Origin of the sequence: Streptomyces flavidovirens DSM 40150 (assembly GCF_000429085.1) — a bacterium.
GTDB classification, from domain to species: domain Bacteria; phylum Actinomycetota; class Actinomycetes; order Streptomycetales; family Streptomycetaceae; genus Streptomyces; species Streptomyces flavidovirens.
The window spans coordinates 173,745-190,633 of sequence record NZ_AUBE01000014.1 but is presented as its reverse complement, the minus strand read 5'-3'; the positions used below and the strand labels follow the sequence as shown (position 1 = coordinate 190,633).

14 protein-coding genes are annotated in these 16,889 nt (G+C 71.1%); 2 read left to right on the top strand and 12 right to left on the bottom strand.

What is annotated here, in order from left to right:
- Position 1 precedes the first annotated feature (1 nt).
- Together G412_RS38345 and G412_RS0120525 are read left to right on the top strand one after the other, a co-directional pair.
- On the top strand, positions 2–304 hold the full coding sequence (locus tag G412_RS38345; protein ID WP_078607202.1) for a phosphopantetheine-binding protein: 303 nt from the start codon (positions 2–4) through the stop codon (positions 302–304).
- Positions 301–2,703: an acyl-CoA dehydrogenase family protein gene (locus G412_RS0120525; protein WP_028813719.1), complete on the top strand. Its 2,403-nt coding sequence runs from the start codon at positions 301–303 to the stop codon at positions 2,701–2,703. The genes G412_RS38345 and G412_RS0120525 overlap by 4 nt, the downstream gene beginning before the upstream one ends.
- Before the next feature lie 66 nt (positions 2,704–2,769).
- Here the strand turns inward: G412_RS0120525 and G412_RS37300 are convergent, their stop codons facing one another.
- From G412_RS37300 to G412_RS0120465, 12 genes are all read right to left on the bottom strand, one after another.
- Positions 2,770–3,630, bottom strand: a complete 861-nt coding sequence (locus G412_RS37300; protein ID WP_051338499.1) for a MaoC/PaaZ C-terminal domain-containing protein — start codon at positions 3,628–3,630, stop codon at positions 2,770–2,772.
- A complete protein-coding gene (locus tag G412_RS0120515) occupies positions 3,627–4,610 on the bottom strand; it encodes an acyl-ACP desaturase (RefSeq protein WP_051338498.1) in 984 nt (327 codons plus the stop codon). The genes G412_RS37300 and G412_RS0120515 overlap by 4 nt, the downstream gene beginning before the upstream one ends.
- A 63-nt stretch (positions 4,611–4,673) precedes the next feature.
- The gene (locus tag G412_RS35345; RefSeq protein ID WP_157839145.1) at positions 4,674–6,128 is read right to left on the bottom strand and encodes a DHA2 family efflux MFS transporter permease subunit; all 1,455 of its coding nucleotides are present in this window, start codon (positions 6,126–6,128) and stop codon (positions 4,674–4,676) included.
- Between the two features lie 64 nt (positions 6,129–6,192).
- Positions 6,193–7,044 (bottom strand): alpha/beta hydrolase, encoded by an 852-nt coding sequence (locus tag G412_RS0120505; RefSeq protein ID WP_028813716.1) that lies wholly within the window; start codon positions 7,042–7,044, stop codon positions 6,193–6,195.
- The gene (locus G412_RS0120500) at positions 7,041–8,480 is read right to left on the bottom strand and encodes a nitrosuccinate lyase (protein WP_028813715.1); all 1,440 of its coding nucleotides are present in this window, start codon (positions 8,478–8,480) and stop codon (positions 7,041–7,043) included. Before G412_RS0120500 ends, G412_RS0120505 begins: the two co-directional genes overlap by 4 nt.
- A gap of 8 nt (positions 8,481–8,488) precedes the next feature.
- Positions 8,489–10,462, bottom strand: a complete 1,974-nt coding sequence (locus G412_RS0120495) for an FAD/NAD(P)-binding protein (protein ID WP_028813714.1) — start codon at positions 10,460–10,462, stop codon at positions 8,489–8,491.
- A gap of 67 nt (positions 10,463–10,529) precedes the next feature.
- Positions 10,530–11,414: a prephenate dehydrogenase gene (locus G412_RS35340; protein ID WP_051338510.1), complete on the bottom strand. Its 885-nt coding sequence runs from the start codon at positions 11,412–11,414 to the stop codon at positions 10,530–10,532.
- The gene (locus G412_RS0120485; protein WP_028813713.1) at positions 11,414–12,331 is read right to left on the bottom strand and encodes a phytanoyl-CoA dioxygenase family protein; all 918 of its coding nucleotides are present in this window, start codon (positions 12,329–12,331) and stop codon (positions 11,414–11,416) included. Before G412_RS0120485 ends, G412_RS35340 begins: the two co-directional genes overlap by 1 nt.
- A 115-nt stretch (positions 12,332–12,446) precedes the next feature.
- Entirely contained in the window at positions 12,447–13,511 is a 1,065-nt protein-coding gene (gene hppD / locus G412_RS0120480; RefSeq protein WP_028813712.1) for a 4-hydroxyphenylpyruvate dioxygenase, read from the bottom strand.
- A 13-nt stretch (positions 13,512–13,524) separates the two neighbouring features.
- Complete coding sequence (locus G412_RS0120475; protein ID WP_028813711.1) at positions 13,525–14,793, bottom strand: beta-ketoacyl-[acyl-carrier-protein] synthase family protein; 1,269 nt, start codon at positions 14,791–14,793, stop codon at positions 13,525–13,527.
- Complete coding sequence (locus G412_RS35335) at positions 14,790–16,439, bottom strand: class I adenylate-forming enzyme family protein (protein WP_051338496.1); 1,650 nt, start codon at positions 16,437–16,439, stop codon at positions 14,790–14,792. Before G412_RS35335 ends, G412_RS0120475 begins: the two co-directional genes overlap by 4 nt.
- A 173-nt stretch (positions 16,440–16,612) precedes the next feature.
- Positions 16,613–16,876, bottom strand: coding sequence for an acyl carrier protein (locus G412_RS0120465; RefSeq protein WP_028813710.1), 264 nt, complete (start codon positions 16,874–16,876; stop codon positions 16,613–16,615).
- Between the last annotated feature and the right edge of the window lie 13 nt (positions 16,877–16,889).

Genomic DNA, 16,889 nt, shown 5'->3' with positions numbered 1-16,889 from the left:
CATCACCACCGCACGCGTCGACCATCCGGACGCCGCCGCCGAGCCGCTCGGCGCCTGGCTGTCCTCGCTGATCGCAGAACTCCTCGGTCTCGACGAGCAGTTCCCGGCCGAGCAGCCGCTCGGCGAGATCGGCATCGACTCCCTCACCGCGGCCCAGCTCTCCGTGCAGGTCGAGGAGCACACCGGCGCCTATGTGCCGCTGGAGCGTTTCCTCGGCGACGAGACCCTGGACGACCTCGTCCAGGCGATGGAGAGCGCCCCGGCCACGACGGCCGGCGGTGCGGTGACCGGGACGTCCGCGTGACGGCCCGCGCCCGTGCCGCCGATGTCATGAACCGGGGAGGCGGCGGCCACCGCGGGGCACACCCCGGCGGGGAACACCAGACCCTCGACGCTGAGGTGGAGCAGGTCCGGCGCGAGGCCCGGCGCAGGTTCGCCGGCTTCGTTCTGGGCGTCACCAACCCGGGCTCGCACTTTCGCAACCGTCAACGGCGGCCGCTCGACAAGCGCGTGTTCGAGCAGGCGGGCGACCTCGGCCTGATGCGGTTCTCACTGCCGGTCGAGGCCGGGGGCGACGGGCGGGACAAGCTCGCCTGGGGTGTGGTGGTCGAGGAGATCGCCCGGCTCTCGCGCGATCCCGGTTTCGCCGTGCTGCTCGACATCACCGTCGAAATCACCGAGCTGATCCTGTCCAGCGGCACACCGGAACTGATCGAGCGCTACGTTCCGGACCTCCTGGCCGGCCGGCGCTTCGGCGTGCAGGGCGCCTACGAGAACCGGGACCCGTACGACTACACGTCCACGGCGCGCCTCGAAGGTGACACATGGGTGCTCAACGGAGCCAAGCGCTTCCTCGCCGGGGCCGCGTTCGCCGACCTCTTCATCCTCTTCCTGCGCGACGAGGCATCCAACGACATGCTCGCCTTCGTGGTCGAGAAGGATGATCCGGGTGTCACACCGGTTCCCATGGACACCATGGGCCTGCACACGATGGGCCTGGGCCAGGTGCTCCTGCACGACGTACGGCTGCCGCAGTGGCGGCTCGTGTGGCGCGCCGACGCGCTCAGCGAACTCAATACGTATGCGCGTATCCGCCGGACGATGAGTGCGTGCGGGGTGCTCGGCGCCCTGGAAGCGGTGGTCGAGAACTGTGTGGAGTCGCTGGCCGCACGCAGGCGCGGCGGGCGCCCGGTCCTCGACTACACCAATGTGGAGCGCTCGGTCGGTGAGATGCGCCTGCTGCTACAGAGCGCCCGGGCGAGCGTCTACCGGGCGCTCGACGGCACCCGCTCGACGGACCGCGACCCGTACTTCGACGAGTTCGCCACCGTCGCCAAGCACCAGACCGCCGAAAGTGCGTTGCGTGTAGGTCAGTTGGTGATGGGGCTGCAGGGCGGCGAGGCGTACATGGCCACCTTTCCCTGGGAACGCTTCATGCGCGACATTCTGGGCCTGATCTCCGGGCAGGGCTCCCAGGAGACGCTCCTCATCCAGCTTGGCCAGCGCTCGATCGTCGGCCTGGAGGGCAAACGGGTGCGCGAGGACGCCGCCGAGCGCGCCGTCGCCAAACGGGCTGATTCCTGGTGGGCGCTGCACGCCGCGGCCGCATATGACGGTGCCGGCGAGTTCGCGGGCCCGGTGCGCGAGGTGTTGTCGGCGGCCGGGCTCGAATCCGTCGGTCCGGGACCCCGCGCAGAGCTGGCCGCGCTGCTCGGGCGCGCCCACACCCTGTGGGGAGCAATCCTTTCCGGGGAGGCACCCGACGCCCTGCCGCAGGGACCAACGGGGCTTTTCGACGGGCGGCTCGCGGAACTGGCCGCGGAAGCGTGGGCGCTGCCGGCCTGCGCCGTCGCACGGCAGACCGGGCTGCTCGGCCGGCTGCTGCAGCCGTGCACGGCGAAGGAGGCGGCCGGCGATCTGCCCGTGGGCCTTGCCGAAGGCCTGCTGGAGGTTCTGGTGGACGCCGCGCTGGTACGGCGGGATGGCGAGGGTCGCTATACGGTCGACGAGGGCCTGGAGCGCGTACTGATCGGTGGCCCGCGTGCCTCCGCGTTCGCCGCGCGGCTGCGGCAGGCGGTGACCGGGGGTGCCCGACTGCGGACCGGGGCGGCGGTCGTGGGGCGGGAGCTGCTGCCCGGATGCGGCGGCGAGGCACCAGTGCTTGCGGATGCGCTGGTCAACTCCCTGCTGGGGCGGCTGGAAGGGCTGCCCGGAATGCTGGACCTGCCCGGTGCGAGGGTGGGCTGCGCGGCCGGTGACGGGGGCCGGTCCGCCGTCGAGTTGGCGCGTCATGTCCCCTGTGTACCGGTGCTCGCGCTGGAACCGGAGCAGTTGCCCGTGCCCACGGTCGACGGGCAGGTGCGGATACGGATCGGCGACTTGGCCGGCTTCGAGGCGGACGACCGGCTCGCTCTCGCCTGGCTGCCCGTCGGCGGGCTGCCGGGTGATGACCTGCGCCGGGCCATCGCCGCCGGCGCAGCCGCGCTGATGCCCGGTGGCTGGATGGTCCTGCCGTGCCCGCTCGCTCCGAAACGCCTCCTCGGGGTCGTGGTGGCGCGCCTCGGCCTGGCCGTCGCGGGTGGGACGGCGCCCGCGGACGGCGAGGTCGAGGACCTGCTCCGGGCGGCGGGCCTGGGCCACGTACGGACGGCGTGGGAAGACCCGGCCCTCGGCCTCCGGCTGATGGCGGCACGACGTCCGTAACCCCCACCGCTGCGTCGGCGCGGTGGGGTGGGGTGGGCCGGAGTCGGTCGTCACAGGATGGCCGAGTCAGCCGGAGGTGTGCGCGGTCCGGTGCTCCACCACGGCGCGCCCTCTGGCGATCGTCGTGCCGACGCCGTCTGTCGCTGTCAGCAGGAGACCGCCCTGCTCCGGGGCATCGGACGGCAGTGGCCGGTCCGAGAGCGCGACCATCGCGCCGCCGGGCGGGACGATCAAGGGCTTGGCGAAGCGCAACTGGATCTCCTTCACCCGCTCCTCGCCGGCAAGGCCCGCGAGGTGATGACCTGCCAGGGCGAAGGTGAGCATGCCGTGCGCGATGGTGTCGGGGAACCCTGCTGCCCGTGCGGCGCGTTCCGAGAGGTGAATGGGATTGTGGTCTCCGGACAGCGTCGCGTACTGCTGCACGAGCGCGCGCGTCACGGTGAACGACGATGTCCGGACGGACTCCTGGCCGGGTCGGCTCCCGGTGGGCGCGGGCGGTTTCACCGCGTTGGCCGGTGCGGCTGCCGGCGGGGTGTGCACGATCAGCGAGGTGGATTCGGCCACTGGGGCCCCGACGGTATCCGTAAACCGTACGAGAACCTCCCGCACGGTGCCCGCACCGAGCGGCCGCACCGACAGCACGGAAGCGTCAGAGGCAAGTTCTTCCCCTGCGCGTACAGGCCGGTGGACACAGAGCTTCTGGGCTCCGTGAATCGGCACCATGCCGTCGCCGGGGCCTGTACGGCCCAGCAGGTCGGCGCTCGCCCGCAAAGCTGCGGCCGCCAGCAGGCCGAGCGGCGCCAAGCGGTTCGGGACAATGTCCGCCACCCCGGACCGTTCGCCGTCGTGGCGGGTGCCGTCGGCCATGCCCAGCATGGCGCGGAACGCCTCGACATCGATTGCGAGCCCGGCCTTGGGCTGCTTCATCGCGATTCTCCTTGTACGGCAGCCGCCCGCTTGGCGCGTGCCGCGCGGATGCCTTCGCGCCGGTCCGTGAAGGATGTCGCCTGGGTGTCCAACTTGGCGGTGAAGGCGGCGAGTTCCTCCCGTGCCGCCTCGCCGGCCGGGCCGAATCCGCCCCGTTCGAACACGCGCAGCTTGCGCAGGATCGGCATCACCACGCTGTCGTGGTGCAGCCGCAGGTCGTAGATGCCTGCGATGGCGATCTCCGCGGACTTGCGCCCGAAGTCCTTGATCGTCGAGCCCGGCATCTCGAACCCGGTCACGACGTCGCGTACGGCCGCCATGGTGGTGTCGGGTGCCAGGTCGAACGCGGCCTCGACCAGGTTCCGGTAGAAGACCATGTGCAGGTTCTCGTCCGCCGCGATCCGCGCGAGCAGTGTGTCGCAGACCGGATCGGTGCTCGCATGGCCGGTGTTGCGGTGCGAGATCCGGGTGGCGAGCTCCTGGAAGGAGGCGTACGCGATCGCGTGCAGGGCACTGAAGTCGTCGGGGCGTTCGTATCCCGTCGACATGTGTGTCATGCGGGCCCGCTCCAGGGCCCTGGGGTCGACGGCTCGGGTGACCAGAAGGTAGTCGCGCAGGGCGATGCCGTGCCTGGCCTCTTCGGCGGTCCAGCGGTTGACCCAGTTGCCCCAGGCGCCGTCCTTGCCGAACTCGGCCACCGCGAAGTGGTAACCGGGCAGGTTGTCCTCCGTCAGGAGGTTGACCACGAGGGAGGTTCGGGCCACCTCGGGGAGCTTGGCCTCGCCCTGCGTCCATGCCTCACCGCCGAGCGGGCCCTCGAAGTCCCGGCCTTCGCCCCAGGGGATGTACTCGTGGGGGAACCACTCCTTGGCGACTTCGAGGTGGCGGTTGAGATTGATCTCCACCACCGGCTGGAGCTCGGCCAGCAGGGAGTACTCCGCGCGTGCTGCGGAACGGTCGGAACGGTCGATGGGTGGCATTGCACTCTCTGTTTCGCTGCGTCGGGGAAGGTAGGGGGTGGACAAGGGCAGACGATGGGTCCGCTACGAGGCCTGCCGGGGCCGTGACCGGATCACCGGCGCGACCAGCGCAGCCGCCGCGGACCCGATGGCACACGCCAGGAACACCTGCAGGTACCCCTGGTCATCGAGGAGGTCGTGGCGTTCGAGGATGGCCGCGAGGGCGGCGATGCCGAGAGCACCACCGATTTGGCGCGTCGTCATGAGAAGGCCGGTACCGGAGGCGAAGCGCCGCGGTGCGAGCGAGGCGGTGGCCGCGTTGGAGATCGCGGTCAGTGCCGCGCCGATACCGAGGCCGGCCACGACGCCGATGGGCAGCCAGACCGCCGCGTACTCGCGCTCGGTACCGAGGAGCAGATACATCGCGGCGCAGGAGGCGCCGAAGAGCGTGGAGCCTACGGCAACCGCGGCCCACTGGGCACGAGGGCCGACCCGGCGCCCCACCACCATGGCACCCACCGCGGCGCTGAAGGCTCCGGGCGTGACCGCCAGGCCCGCCTTCAACTCCGAGTAGCCCCATACCGCGTTGAGGAAGAGCAGGGAGCCGAGCAGGTAGGAGTACATGGCCGCACCGAAGAGCAGCGAGGAGACGTTGGTGGCGGCGAAGGTGCGGCTGCGCCACAGGTCCCACTCGATGGCGGGCGCGGAGTGCCGCCGGGAGAGCAGCAGCGCGGCCACGACGAGTACGGCGCCGCCGATGAGCAGGGCGAGGACCCGCCTGCTGTCCCAGCCCCATTCCGTCCCCTGGGTCACACCGAAGACGACACCGCCGATGCCCAGCGCAAGGGCCAGGGTGCCCACCGGGTCGGGAAGCCGGCGCCCGCTCGGCCCGTCACCCGAGAGCCGGGCCGCGATCACCACGATGAGGAGGCCGATCGGCAGATTGATCAGGAAGACGCTGCGCCAGCCCCACACATCCACCAGCAGACCGCCGAGACTCGGCCCGACTGCCGCGGCCATGCTCCCGACCGCTCCCCAGACGCCGACGGCGACCTGACGACGGGCCTCAGGCGTGTGCTGGAGCACCAGGCCGAGCGCCGAGGGGATCATCCCCGCCGCCGCCGCTCCTTGCAGCGCACGGGCGCCGACGAGCATCGGCACACCCACCGCGAGCCCGCTCAGCACGGAGGCGAGGGTGAACAGGACCGTGGACCAGAGGAAGAGCTTCTTGCGCCCGATGACATCGGCGACCCGGCCCGCGACGGCGAGCAGCGCGGCGAACACGGCCGTGTACGACGTGACGACCCAGGTCAGCTGGGACAGCGAGGCGTCGGGGAAGTCGACGCGCAGGTCAGCGAAGGCGATGTTCACGACCGTGGTGTCGAGCACCGCGAGGAAGGTCGCTCCGGACGCGACCAACAGCGCAAGCTTCGCGGCGGCCGATGCCTCCGGTGGTGAGCCCTGCCGCGTCGGTTCTCCGGGCGGCGCCGCGACGTCGGCCTGGCTCGCTCCGGGTGACTGCGGTGAAGCCGTGGTCATGCGTGGTCCCTTCGTCATCGGATCCACGTCGTGGGACCCGAAGATAAACTAAACGATCGTTCGTTCATTTAGAAGGCGCGATGAAGTCCACCGCCGAATCGATGACCGCCGCTTCGCCGAGCACCTTGCGGTGCCCGAGCCCCGCTGTGACGACCAGCTCCGCCCGGTCGCCGTACGCCGCCTTCAGCGCGTACGCCTGCTCGACCGGCACCATGTCGTCGTCCTTGTCGTGGATGATCCGCATCGGCACGTCGATCCCGGTGGGCCCGCGGGTGGCGTCGAAGAGCTCCCATGGGTGGGAGACCTCCGCGAACAACTGGTGCTCGATCCGGTCGCGCAGGTCCCGCCGCAAGCCGGGCCGGAGCCGCAGAATCCGTACGAACTCGTCCGGGAGGTGGTCGAAATCCTTCACCGCCGCGACCGTGACCAGGCGTCCCGCCTTGATTCCGCCGCGCAGCGCGAGGAGCGCACTGGTGGCGCCGAGCGAGTGGGCGATCATCGAGTGGAACGCGCCGTACCTGTCCTGGAGTTGGCGGATGATCTCGCGGTATTCGAGGATCGTCGTACTGCGGCCCGCCGAGCCCCCATGCCCCGGAGCGTCGAAGGAGACCGGGGTCAGCCCCAGCGTTTGCAGGCGCGGCACGAAGGCGGCGTACCGCGAGGCCCTTGACTGCCAGCCGTGCAGCATCAGGACGGGACGCTCGCCGGTGCCCCAGCGGTAGACCCGCACCCGCTTGCCGTTGACGGTCAGCTCCTCGGTGACGGCCCGCTCGTGGACGGCCCGCTCACGGGGCAGGACCTTGCCACGCCGGAGCGGATGACAGAACAGAACGAAGGCGGCTCTGCCCGCGAGGCCGGGTGCCGGTCTTGACAGCGCGTTCAGAACGGCACCCGCCAGCGGCGCTCCGCGGCTCATGCGCCGGCCTCACGGCGCCGGCCCGCGTACCGCCGCAGCGCCTGCTCCGTCAGCTCCCCGGCGGCACCCGTGTACCCGGCGGGGTCGAGCAGCCGCTGAAGATCCTGCGCATCGAACCGGTCGGTGATCGCGTCGTCCCGTGAAAGGATCTCCGCGAGGGACAGGCCCGAGGCGGCCGCCACGAGCGATGCCCGGCTCATGACGGCCTTCGCGGCGGCCTTGCCGAGCGCGGGCGCCAGCACGGCCGCCAGCCGCTCCGAGACGATCAGGCCACCGGTCAGGTCCAGATTCGCCCGCATGCGCTCCGGCGACACCTCCAGACCGGCGACCAGCTCGCGTGCGGTGTGCGCAGCCCCTCCGGCCAGTCGCAGACACTCGCGCAGCGGCTGCCATTCGGCGTGCCAAGCGCCGGCCGAACGCTCGTCCTCGGACAGCATCGTGTGCGTCAGCACGCCCGCGTACGCGGGAACTTGCAAGGCCGCCGAACGGATCAGCGTGGCCAGAGCGGGGTTCCGCTTCTGCGGCATCGCCGAGGAGACACCACGGCCCGCCGCGGCCGGCTCCGCCACCTCGGACGTCTCGGTCCGCGCCAGCGACTGCACATCCACAGCGATCTTCCCCAGCACACCGGTCGCCAGGGCGAGTTCAGCGGCCAGTGCGGCAATGGGAGCACGATGACTGTGCCAGGGCAGCACAGGTGCACACAGACCCGCCTCCGCAGCGAACCGCGCGGTCAGCCGCGCCGCATAGCCCTCGGCCACGGTCTCCTGCCGCGCGCCGCGGTGCAGCCTTTCGTACTCGACGTAACCGGCCAGCGTACCGGCCGCGCCGCCCAGTTGGACGACCAGCCGTTCGGCCCGCAGCTCGCGCAGCCGGTCAGCGGCGTCGCACACCGCCGCCAGCCAGCCGGCCGCCTTGAGACCGAACGTCGTGGGCACCGCGTGCAGTGCCAGCGTGCGCCCGGCCATGAGCGTCCGCGTGTGCTCGCCGGCCAGCGCACGCAGGGACTCGGCGATCCCCTCCAGATCCGCCACCAGGATGTCCAGGGTCCGGCCGGCCACGAGCATCAGCGCGGTGTCGAAGATGTCCTGGCTGGTCGAGCCGCGATGCACGTAGTCGGCGGCGTACGGGGCCTTGTCAGCCACCAGAGCGGTGAACGCCTGGACCAGGGCCACCACCGGATTGGCCGCTCCCCGGCTGAGCACGGCGAGCTCGCGCAGATCCAGCAAGTCGGCGCGGGCCAGCGCGGTGATCGCCTCGGCGGCCTCGGCCGGTACGTTGCCGAGACTCGCCTGGGCGCGTACCAGCGCGGCTTCCGCGTCGAGCAGCGCCTGCAGCCAGGCGCCGTCGGACGTGGCGGCCTCCGCGGGAGTTCCGGCTCGCACCGGGCTGAGCAGTCCGGCGTCGATGGCATCCGGCAGGAGTGAGGGGGGCACATTGGCGCTCACCTGGTCAGCTCTCCGATCATTTCGCTGTCCGGGCGAAAACCCTGGACAAGGCCGAGTACGGCGTGCGCGATGGCGTCGGAGTCCTGCAGCGTCACAGAGTTCACTCCGGGGCGTATGCCTGCTGCCGTCGCCCAGTGCACGGATTCGGTGGGGACGCCGAAGGCGAAGCGTCGCGGGTGCGGACGGCCGTCGGCGTCGATCAGGTGGAACGGCGCATCGGTGACGGCGAGTCCGCCCGTCTCGTACACCGAACCGTCGGGATCCGTGATCTCGTACGTCCGGCACTGCCCGGTGTCGAGGAGCTGGAGCAGCAGCGGGTCGGCGGTCACCCGCAGATCGATCTCCGGCAGGCGTGCCTCGATCAGCGTGGTGGCCTGGGTCAGCGAGCCCGGAACCGAGGCGGACTCCATCGTGAACGCGCGGGCTTCCTGGTCCGTGCCGGACCGGACATCGGGCCCGAGCACCCGCAGCACGCCGGCTTCGATCAGGGCGATCGCCTCCTCGATCCGCCGGGCGGGCGGGCCGATGGAGAGGAACGCGTTGAGCGGTGTGTACCAGCCGTCCAGGTGCTGCCGGTGCGAACTCCCCGTGAGACCCCCGTGATCGACGACCAGCCGGAGCTCGTTGCGCAGATCACGCAGCACATCGAGGGCCGCCTTGAGCGGCCCCTCCACGTTGCCGTCGCGCGCCGCCCGCAGATCCTCGCGCAGGTGGCCGAGCAACCAGTCCTGAAAGTCCTGCGGCGAGGAGAAGTCCCGGTCCGCGTGCGGGCGGGCGATACGGTCCCAGTCCCAGTGGTCCCGTGGGGCGATGCCGAACTCCGTGAGGACGTCCTGCTCCTGGCCGCTGCCGGGCTTGGCAGCGAGGTAGCGGACCCGCAGCCGCTCCGCGTCGCCGGCCCGGCCCTCGGCGGTGAGCAGCGCGGTGTAGTAGACGGTCTCGACCTCTTTGGAAACCAGCGGCCACAGCGTGGCGTGGAAGTCGATCCCGTCGTGCCGCCGGGACTGCTCCCGCAGTTCCCGGATCACCTCGGCGGTCAGCACGGCCGGCGCATGGCGGCCGTGGGCACCCTTCTGGTTCTCACCCCGTGAGTGGAAAGGGAGCCCCCTGCGGGAGCCCGCGACGAGGCGGGGCTCGCGGCCCGACGGCAGATAGACGAGCCGGCCCGAACGCCGGGCGAAGCGACCGCCACGGCCGAGCGTCAGCAGCGCCATGTAGTCGAAGAAGTTCAGGCCGAGCCCGAGCAGCGCGACGGTCTCACCCGGCCGCACCGGCGACAGGTCCACGTCCGCGGGGTTGGCGGGCATCACATAGCCGATGCCGTTGAGGCGGGCGAAGCCGCCGAGTTCGTCCTGGCGGCGGGAGCGGCGTACGGGCAGATGCCCCTGTGCCAGGACGACCGCGTGGAGGCCGCCGATGAGCGTGCCGTTGTCCAGGAGCACACTCTGCGTGCCGCACGGCTCCGCACCGCGGCCCGGTTCGTCCTGGAGCGCCACCGCGCGGGCGCGGTGCACGACGGTGGTCAGCCGGGTCGGTGCCGTCCTCGTGACCCGCTGGAAGACCCACTCCAGATAGTGACCGTAGAAGGCGCGGGACGGATAGGAGTCGGGGCCGAGCGCACGCGCCTCGGCCAGGACCTGCTCGTCGTACTGCCGGTCGTCCATGGGGCCGGTGAGGGTGAGGAAGCGCGCCCATTCGTACAGGCTCGGCCCCGGAGCGAGCACCCCTTCGACCTCGACGCTTTCGTCGGTGAACATCGTGACCTGGGACGCCACCGTGTTCATCAGCAGGTGTTCGGACTGGTCGGTACGCCACACCTGCCCGGCCCCGGGCGGATACGGGTCGACCACATGCACAGTGATCGGCACGTTCTGCGGCGCCGGCCCGGCGTTCGCACACAGCCGTTCAAGGACCGAGAGCCCTCGGGGCCCGGCACCGATGAGGCAGACGTCGAGCCCTCGGCTGGTCATAGTCAGTCTCTCCACTGCATCGCAAGTCGTTGTAGGCCCACCCCGCTTGACTGCGGGTGGCCGAACCTCAATTGCCGGCGGACACACCGCTCAGCCGCAGCCCGCCCGGGATCCGGCCCCGTCCCTGCACACCGCGGACCAAGGCCGTGGTGAGGTGCGCCCTGCCGGCGCGGTGCCGCTCCGGTGCGCCCGTGCCCAGGTCGCGCAGGGCGTCCACGACCACGCGCAGATCCAGGGCGAACTCCGTGAGCACATCGGCGACGGCCGTCGCGTTGGAGCCGAGGATGTCGGTCCACAGCTCGGCATCCCCCGCCGCGATCCGTGTCGCGTCGCGCAAACCCTGCCCGGCGAGCTCGAGTTGGGAGTCGTCGCCGTGCAGCAGACGGGCGGCCAGCAGGCTCGCCACCAGGTGCGGGGTGTGCGAGATGAGGGCCACCGCCCGATCGTGCTGGTCATGTCTCATCACGACCGGGCGGGCACCGCAGAGTTCGGCGAGTTCCGTCACCCGGTCGACGGTCTGCCGGCGGGCGCCCGCAGTCGGCGTGAGCACCCAGGGCCTGTCCTGGAAGAGGTCACCCTGTGCCGCGAGCGGGCCCGCCTGCTCCCGCCCCGCCATGGGGTGCCCGCCCACATAGCGGCTCAGGTCACAGCCCAGCGCGGCCGCCTCCTCCTGCGGCCGGGCCTTGACGCTTGCCACATCGGTGAAGTCGTGTGCCAGGTCACGTAGCTGGTGCTCGCGCAGGGCTGACGCCACGTGCTGCGGGGGTACCGCGAGGATCGCCAGGTCCACCGGCGCACGCGGGACGGCCACCACGCCGGCACCGAGGTCGGCCGCGGTGTGGGCCGCCTCCGGGTCCTGGTCGAGGAGATAGGTGGCCACGCCCCGGCCCCGCAGGGCCAGGGCGATCGAAGTACCGATCAGGCCGGTTCCGACCACTGCGGCACTGCGCATCAGCGGCTGCTCCACAGCACCGGCAGGTACTCGGGGTCGCTGTAGTCCGGCGTGCCCCCGGCGGTCCTGCGCACCAGCACATCGTGGTTGTACGTGACCGGAGTGCCGTCCGAACGGCGGAAGTCGCGGTACCGGTTGTCGCCGTCCTGCAGGTGGAAGGAGATGGCGCGGCGCGGACGGTCGCTGACGTTCGCCCCGCTGCCGTGGTAGGTCCGGCAGTGGTGGAAGTTGACGTGGCCCTTCGGGATGTGCACGGGGATCTTGCGCACCTCGACACCGTTGTAGCGCGCGTTCTCCTCCAGCATGGTGTCGAGTTCATTGCGGTCCCGCTCAGCGAAGTGCAGCGAGGTCGCGTCGTTGTCCGCGGTCTCCTTCCAGCGGTGGCTGCCGTCCACCATCGTGATCGTGCCCATCTCCTCACCGCAGTCGTGGAAGGGGATGAACGCGGTCAGCATCCGCTCGGAGGTGGACGTGGACCAGTAGTGGCGGTCGAAGTGCCAGGGCACGATGTTCGACTGCTCCTCCGCGACCGGGGGCTTGAGGATCAGAGTGGACTGGAACACCCTGATCTCCTCGGCCTCGGCGAGCCGCGCGGCCACGGCGCCGAGCAGCGGCTTGCGCAGGATGCGGCCGATCGTGTCGTCCTCGTAGTGGATGTAGTCGTTGTGCCGCTGCACATCGCCGTGCTCCGGCTCCCAGTACGCGAGCTTGGGCGGGCGCACCGGCAGCGTGCGGTCACGGTGGCCGGCGTAAAAGCGTTCGCTGGCCGACTCGAGGAGGTCCACCTCCTCATCGGTGAAGAGCTTCTTCGAGAGGTACCAGCCGTGCTCGGCGTAGAAGGTGACGTCTTCGTCGGAGGGGAGCAACTCCCGCTCCTCCTCGGTCAGGGTGAACGGGGTGGCGTCCTGAACAGTCACGGTCTTCCTTCGGTGCGAGGGATGCGAATCGTGTGGGAGTGGTGGTGGCGGCGCGGCACGCGGCAGACCACGCCCGGTGTGGCCCCGGGCACACGGCCGGGCGCGCCGGCAGCGGTCAGGCAGTCGCCTTCTCGCGGGCCACCGCCTCGTAGAGGGCCTTGATGTTGCCGCTGCCGAAGGTTCGGGCGCCGTGGCGGTCGATGACCTCCCAGAAGAAGGTCTTCCGGACGTGCGGGGACTGCGTGAAGATCTGGAAGACCTGGCCCCAGTGGTCCTGGTCGACCAGGACATTCGTGCGTCTCAGGTCCTCGATCTTCAGGTCCGGGCGGCCGAGGCGCTCCTCCAGCTCGTCGTAGTAGGCGTCGGGCGTCTCCAGGAACTTCACACCGCGGGCCTCGAGCGCCGGCACGGCGGCGACGATGTCGTCGGCGAGCAGGGCCAGGTGCTGTACGCCGGCGCCGTTGTGGCGTGCCAGGAAGCCGTCGATCTGGCCGGGCTCCCGGTCGGTCACCGGCTCGATGAGGGTGAAGGTGACCTTCCCCGAGGGGCTCTGCACCACCTTGGAGTCCATGGCCTGCTCACCGACCTCGATGAACTCCTCGAAGATCTGGCTGAAGCCGAAGACCTTCTCGTAGAAGGCGACGGTGGGTTGCAACTGGCCCGCGGGCAGGCATATCGCCGCGTGGTCCACCGTGCTCAGCAGGTGTTCGCCCTCGTCGGGGTCCTCGGCGAAGATGTCCATCACGCCGGGCAGGAACTCGGCCCGGTCTCCGGTGCGCTGCACGAACCGGTGGGCGACGTCGCCGAAGCCGAGCACGGAGGCGGTGACCACCTCGGTGCTGTCCTTGGCGTGCGTCCGCGGCTCCTCGACCGCGGTGGCGCCGCGCTCGACGGCGAGGGCGAACGCCTTCGCAGCGTCGGTGACTTCGAAGGCGATGTTGGCCACGCCGTCACCGTGCTGGGCCACGTACGCGGCCGCGGGGTGCTCGGGGGTCAGCGCGGACGTGAGCACGATGTCGATGCCGCCCTGGCGCAGCAGCAGCGAGCGCCGGTCGGCCCGGCCCGTCTCGGGGCCCGCCTGGCCGCACACGCGGAATCCGAACGCGGTGCACAGGAAGAACGCCGACTGCTGGGCGTCACCGACGTAGAACTCGATGTGGTCTACAGCTCCGATGTTCACGATTCCCTTTCTTCTAACGCTTCTTGCGGCTGCTGGCCGTGGAGAGCAGCAGGCTGACGTTGTGGCCGCCGAAGGCGAACGAGTTGGAGATCGCGGCCTCGACCCGCTGCGCTCTGGCCTCGCCCCGCACGTGGTCCAGTTCGCAGTCCGGATCCACCTCGTCGAGGTTGTGGGTCGGCGGCAGTACGCCGCGGGAGATCGCCAGGGCGCTGATGGCCGCCTCCACCGCGCCGGATCCGCCCAGGAGGTGGCCGGTCATCGACTTGGTGCTGCTGATGGCGGGCGCGTGATCCCCGAACACGGCCCGGACGGCCTTCGTCTCGGCGACGTCGCCGAGCTTCGTCGCCGTGCCGTGCGCGTTGATGTAGCCGACGTCCTGGGGCGAGAGGCCGGACTTCGCGAGCGCCCCGCGCATGCTGTGTGCGGCTCCGTCGCCGTCGGGGCGCGGCGCCGTGGGCCGGTAGGCGTCCGTTGTGGCACCCCAGCCGAGGAGATCGGCGTAGCCCGCGGCGCCTCGCGCGTCGGCGTGGCCCACGCGTTCGACGACGAGCACGCCCGCGCCCTCGGCGAGGACGAAGCCGTTGCGGCGGCGGTCGAAGGGCCGGCTGGCCGCCTCGGGGTCGTCCCCCCAGCCGTGGGCCAGGGCTCTGGCGTGCGCGAACGCGAGGGCGGACGTCGGGTTGAGCGGGGCCTCGGCACCGCCGCAGACCACCACGTCGGCCTCGCCGTACCGGATCAGCCGGGCGGCCTCCGCCACGGCGTGGGCGCCGGCGGCGCACGCGGTGGCGATCGCCGAACTCCAGCCGCGTATGCCGTGCTTGATGGCGATACGGGCGGCTGCCATGTTCGGCAGCATGCCGGGCAGCAGGTAGGGGCTGACCGCGGTGGGGCCGCGCTGCGCCCTGGCCAGCGCCTGCTCCTCGTACGTCGACAGTCCGCCGGCGCCGCTGGAGACGATCACCGCGACCCGGTGCGGGTCGACGTCGCGGCCGACGACGAGGCCGGCGTCGGCCAGCGCGTCGTCCGCCGCGGCCAGGGCCATCAGGGCGTAACGGTCGACCAGCCGGCCCTCGCTCGGCGGCAGCACCTCGCGGGCCTCGATGTCCGGCGCGATGCCGGCGACGTCCACGCTGCCGTCGAGGGGATGGCCCGTGGGCGGCCTGCGCAGCCCCGACTTGCCGTGGCACAGCGCGTCGAAGGTCTCCGCGGCGCCGCGGCCGAGCGGGGTGAACGTGCCGAGGCCGGTGATGACGGCGCCCGCGTCCGTACTGCGGTGCGTCATGCCGCCACCTGCCCCGAGGCCGGTGCCACACCGAGCAGGTCGCCGTCGAGGAAGCGCTGGCGCAGCAGGATCTTGCGGACCTTGCCGGTCGCCCCGAGCGGGATGCGGTCCGGGCTCACGACCACCACGCGGTCGACGGTGGCGGCCACGTGGGGTTCGAGGGCGGCGAGCACCTCGGCGGTGCGGTCGGCGTCCTGGTCCGCCTTCGGGTCGAGGAACAGCAGGACGGAGGTGACGACCTTCTCGTCCGTCCGCACGGCGACGACGGTGCACTCCAGGACGTCGGCGCAGTTCGCGAGTACCTGCTCCTCGCACAGCATGGTGTAGAGCTTCTTGCCCTCGCCGAGATCCACGGCGTCCACCGCGCGGTCGACGTGGTAGTAGTAGCCGGCCTCGTCGCGGAAGACCAGGTCGCCGGTGAGGAAGTAGCCGTCCCTGCGCGTGCGGTAGGTGGTGACGGAGTCGTTCCAGTAACCGAGCGAGAGTGTGGGCGCTTTGATGGCGAGCTGCCCCACCTGTCCCGTGCCGAGCTTCTCGCCCTCGTCGTCGACGACGACCACGTCCGAGAAGGCGTGCGGCTTGCCGATGCACCGGCCGTAGCGGGTGGTTTCGGGCGTGTGGGTGATGAAGAACTGGGAGTGCCCCATCTCCGAGGAGCCGAGGCCGTCGACGAAGAACGAGCCCGGCTTGCGGACCCGGCCCTGGGAGCTGACGGACTCCCGCATGCCGACGGCGATGAGCTTGCGGATGTGGGCCTCGTGCGCGCAGTCGCCGGTGTTCCACCAGGTGCGTACGGAGCCCAGGTCACGGGTCGAGAGGTCCTCGCCCGCCAGTTCCGACCAGGTGGTGGCGAAGCCGAGGACGCTGTGCGGCTGCCAGGACTCGATCGCGTCGAGGACGGGCCCGCCCGACTGCTGGGAGAGCACGGCGAGTTGGGTGCGGCTGGTCAGGGCCAGGTTGACGGCGATGACGGTGGCCGCGTGCGCCGAGGGCAGCGCCCCCAGCATCCGGTCGACGCCCTGGCCCTTGGGCAGCGAAAGCCGGTGACGGATGGCCGCGAAGAGGCTGTGGTGCGAGTGGATCACGGCCTTGGGCAGGCCGGTGGTTCCGGAGGAGTGGGTGATGACCGCGGGCTCGTTGCCGTGGTGGCGGTAGGGCTTGGGGGCCGACGCGGGGTCGCCCCTGCCGAGGTCGGCCGGGTCCGCCAGGAGCGGTGTCTCGATCTCCAGGCCCGCGAGGGCGTCCCAGTGCGCGGCGTCGGCGATGACGCCGACGGCGCGCAGCCGCTTGATGTACTCGCCGGCCTGCTCGGCCGGGACCCGGCCGTTGACCAGGGCGGGGATCGCGCCGATGCGTACCAGGGCGAGGTAGCTGAGCACCTGGTCGGCGCCGGCCGTCACGAAGACGGCGACCGGGTCCCTGGGCCGTACGCCGAGGGAGTGCAGTGCGGCCGCCCTGGCCGCGACCCGCTTCCCCAGTTCGGCGAGCGACAGGGCCTGCCAGGCGGGGTGCCCGTCGACTTCGGTGTCGAAGGTGAGGGTCGGCGCGTCGAGGCCGGTGCCCCGCGCGAGGAGCGTGGTCAGCACGTTGCCGACGCCAAGACCTTGGTCGGTGGCGAGTTCTGCGCGCTCGTTCTTCGGATTCATGCCCCGTTGTCTCCACTCTCTGGATCGGACTCTTCGCGCACGGACGCTGCGGATACGAGGTGTGCGCGCTCGGCTCGCCCCGCCTCACCGGCCGCCGGCCGCTCCCTCCCGCCCGCTGCCGTGGGCGCGGGGGCGGGGAGGGTTCGCCCGGCGTACCAGGACGGTTCCTGGACTCACCCGGCCGTCGCGGCGGCGGACGCGCGCTCGACGATCTCCTTGACGAGACCCGAGACGCTCAGCAGCGCGACGGTCTCCATCTCGTCCTCCTCGAACTTCACGCCGTACGTGTCCTCGACCTGGATGGCTATCTCGGCGACGGAGAGGGACTCGAGGTCCAGTCCGGCCGGGCCCAGCGGGGTCTCGCCCGTTACGTCGGAAACGTCGTAGTTCATGTTCTGAAGAGCCTCGATGATGAACTTCTCAACCTCAGCGGACATTTGATTGACTCCC

Bases quoted from the DNA above. Each gene is read 5' to 3' on its own strand.
- G412_RS0120515 (WP_051338498.1), bottom strand. From the start codon at position 4,610: ATGCCACCCATCGACCGTTCCGACCGTTCCGCAGCACGCGCGGAGTAC.
- G412_RS35340 (WP_051338510.1), bottom strand. From the start codon at position 11,414: ATGCGCAGTGCCGCAGTGGTCGGAACCGGCCTGATCGGTACTTCGATC.
- G412_RS0120475 (WP_028813711.1), bottom strand. From the start codon at position 14,793: ATGACGCACCGCAGTACGGACGCGGGCGCCGTCATCACCGGCCTCGGC.
- G412_RS0120465 (WP_028813710.1), bottom strand. From the start codon at position 16,876: ATGTCCGCTGAGGTTGAGAAGTTCATCATCGAGGCTCTTCAGAACATG.
- G412_RS35345 (WP_157839145.1), bottom strand. From the start codon at position 6,128: ATGACCACGGCTTCACCGCAGTCACCCGGAGCGAGCCAGGCCGACGTC.
- G412_RS37300 (WP_051338499.1), bottom strand. From the start codon at position 3,630: ATGAAGCAGCCCAAGGCCGGGCTCGCAATCGATGTCGAGGCGTTCCGC.
- G412_RS0120505 (WP_028813716.1), bottom strand. From the start codon at position 7,044: ATGAGCCGCGGAGCGCCGCTGGCGGGTGCCGTTCTGAACGCGCTGTCA.
- G412_RS35335 (WP_051338496.1), bottom strand. From the start codon at position 16,439: ATGAATCCGAAGAACGAGCGCGCAGAACTCGCCACCGACCAAGGTCTT.
- G412_RS0120495 (WP_028813714.1), bottom strand. From the start codon at position 10,462: ATGACCAGCCGAGGGCTCGACGTCTGCCTCATCGGTGCCGGGCCCCGA.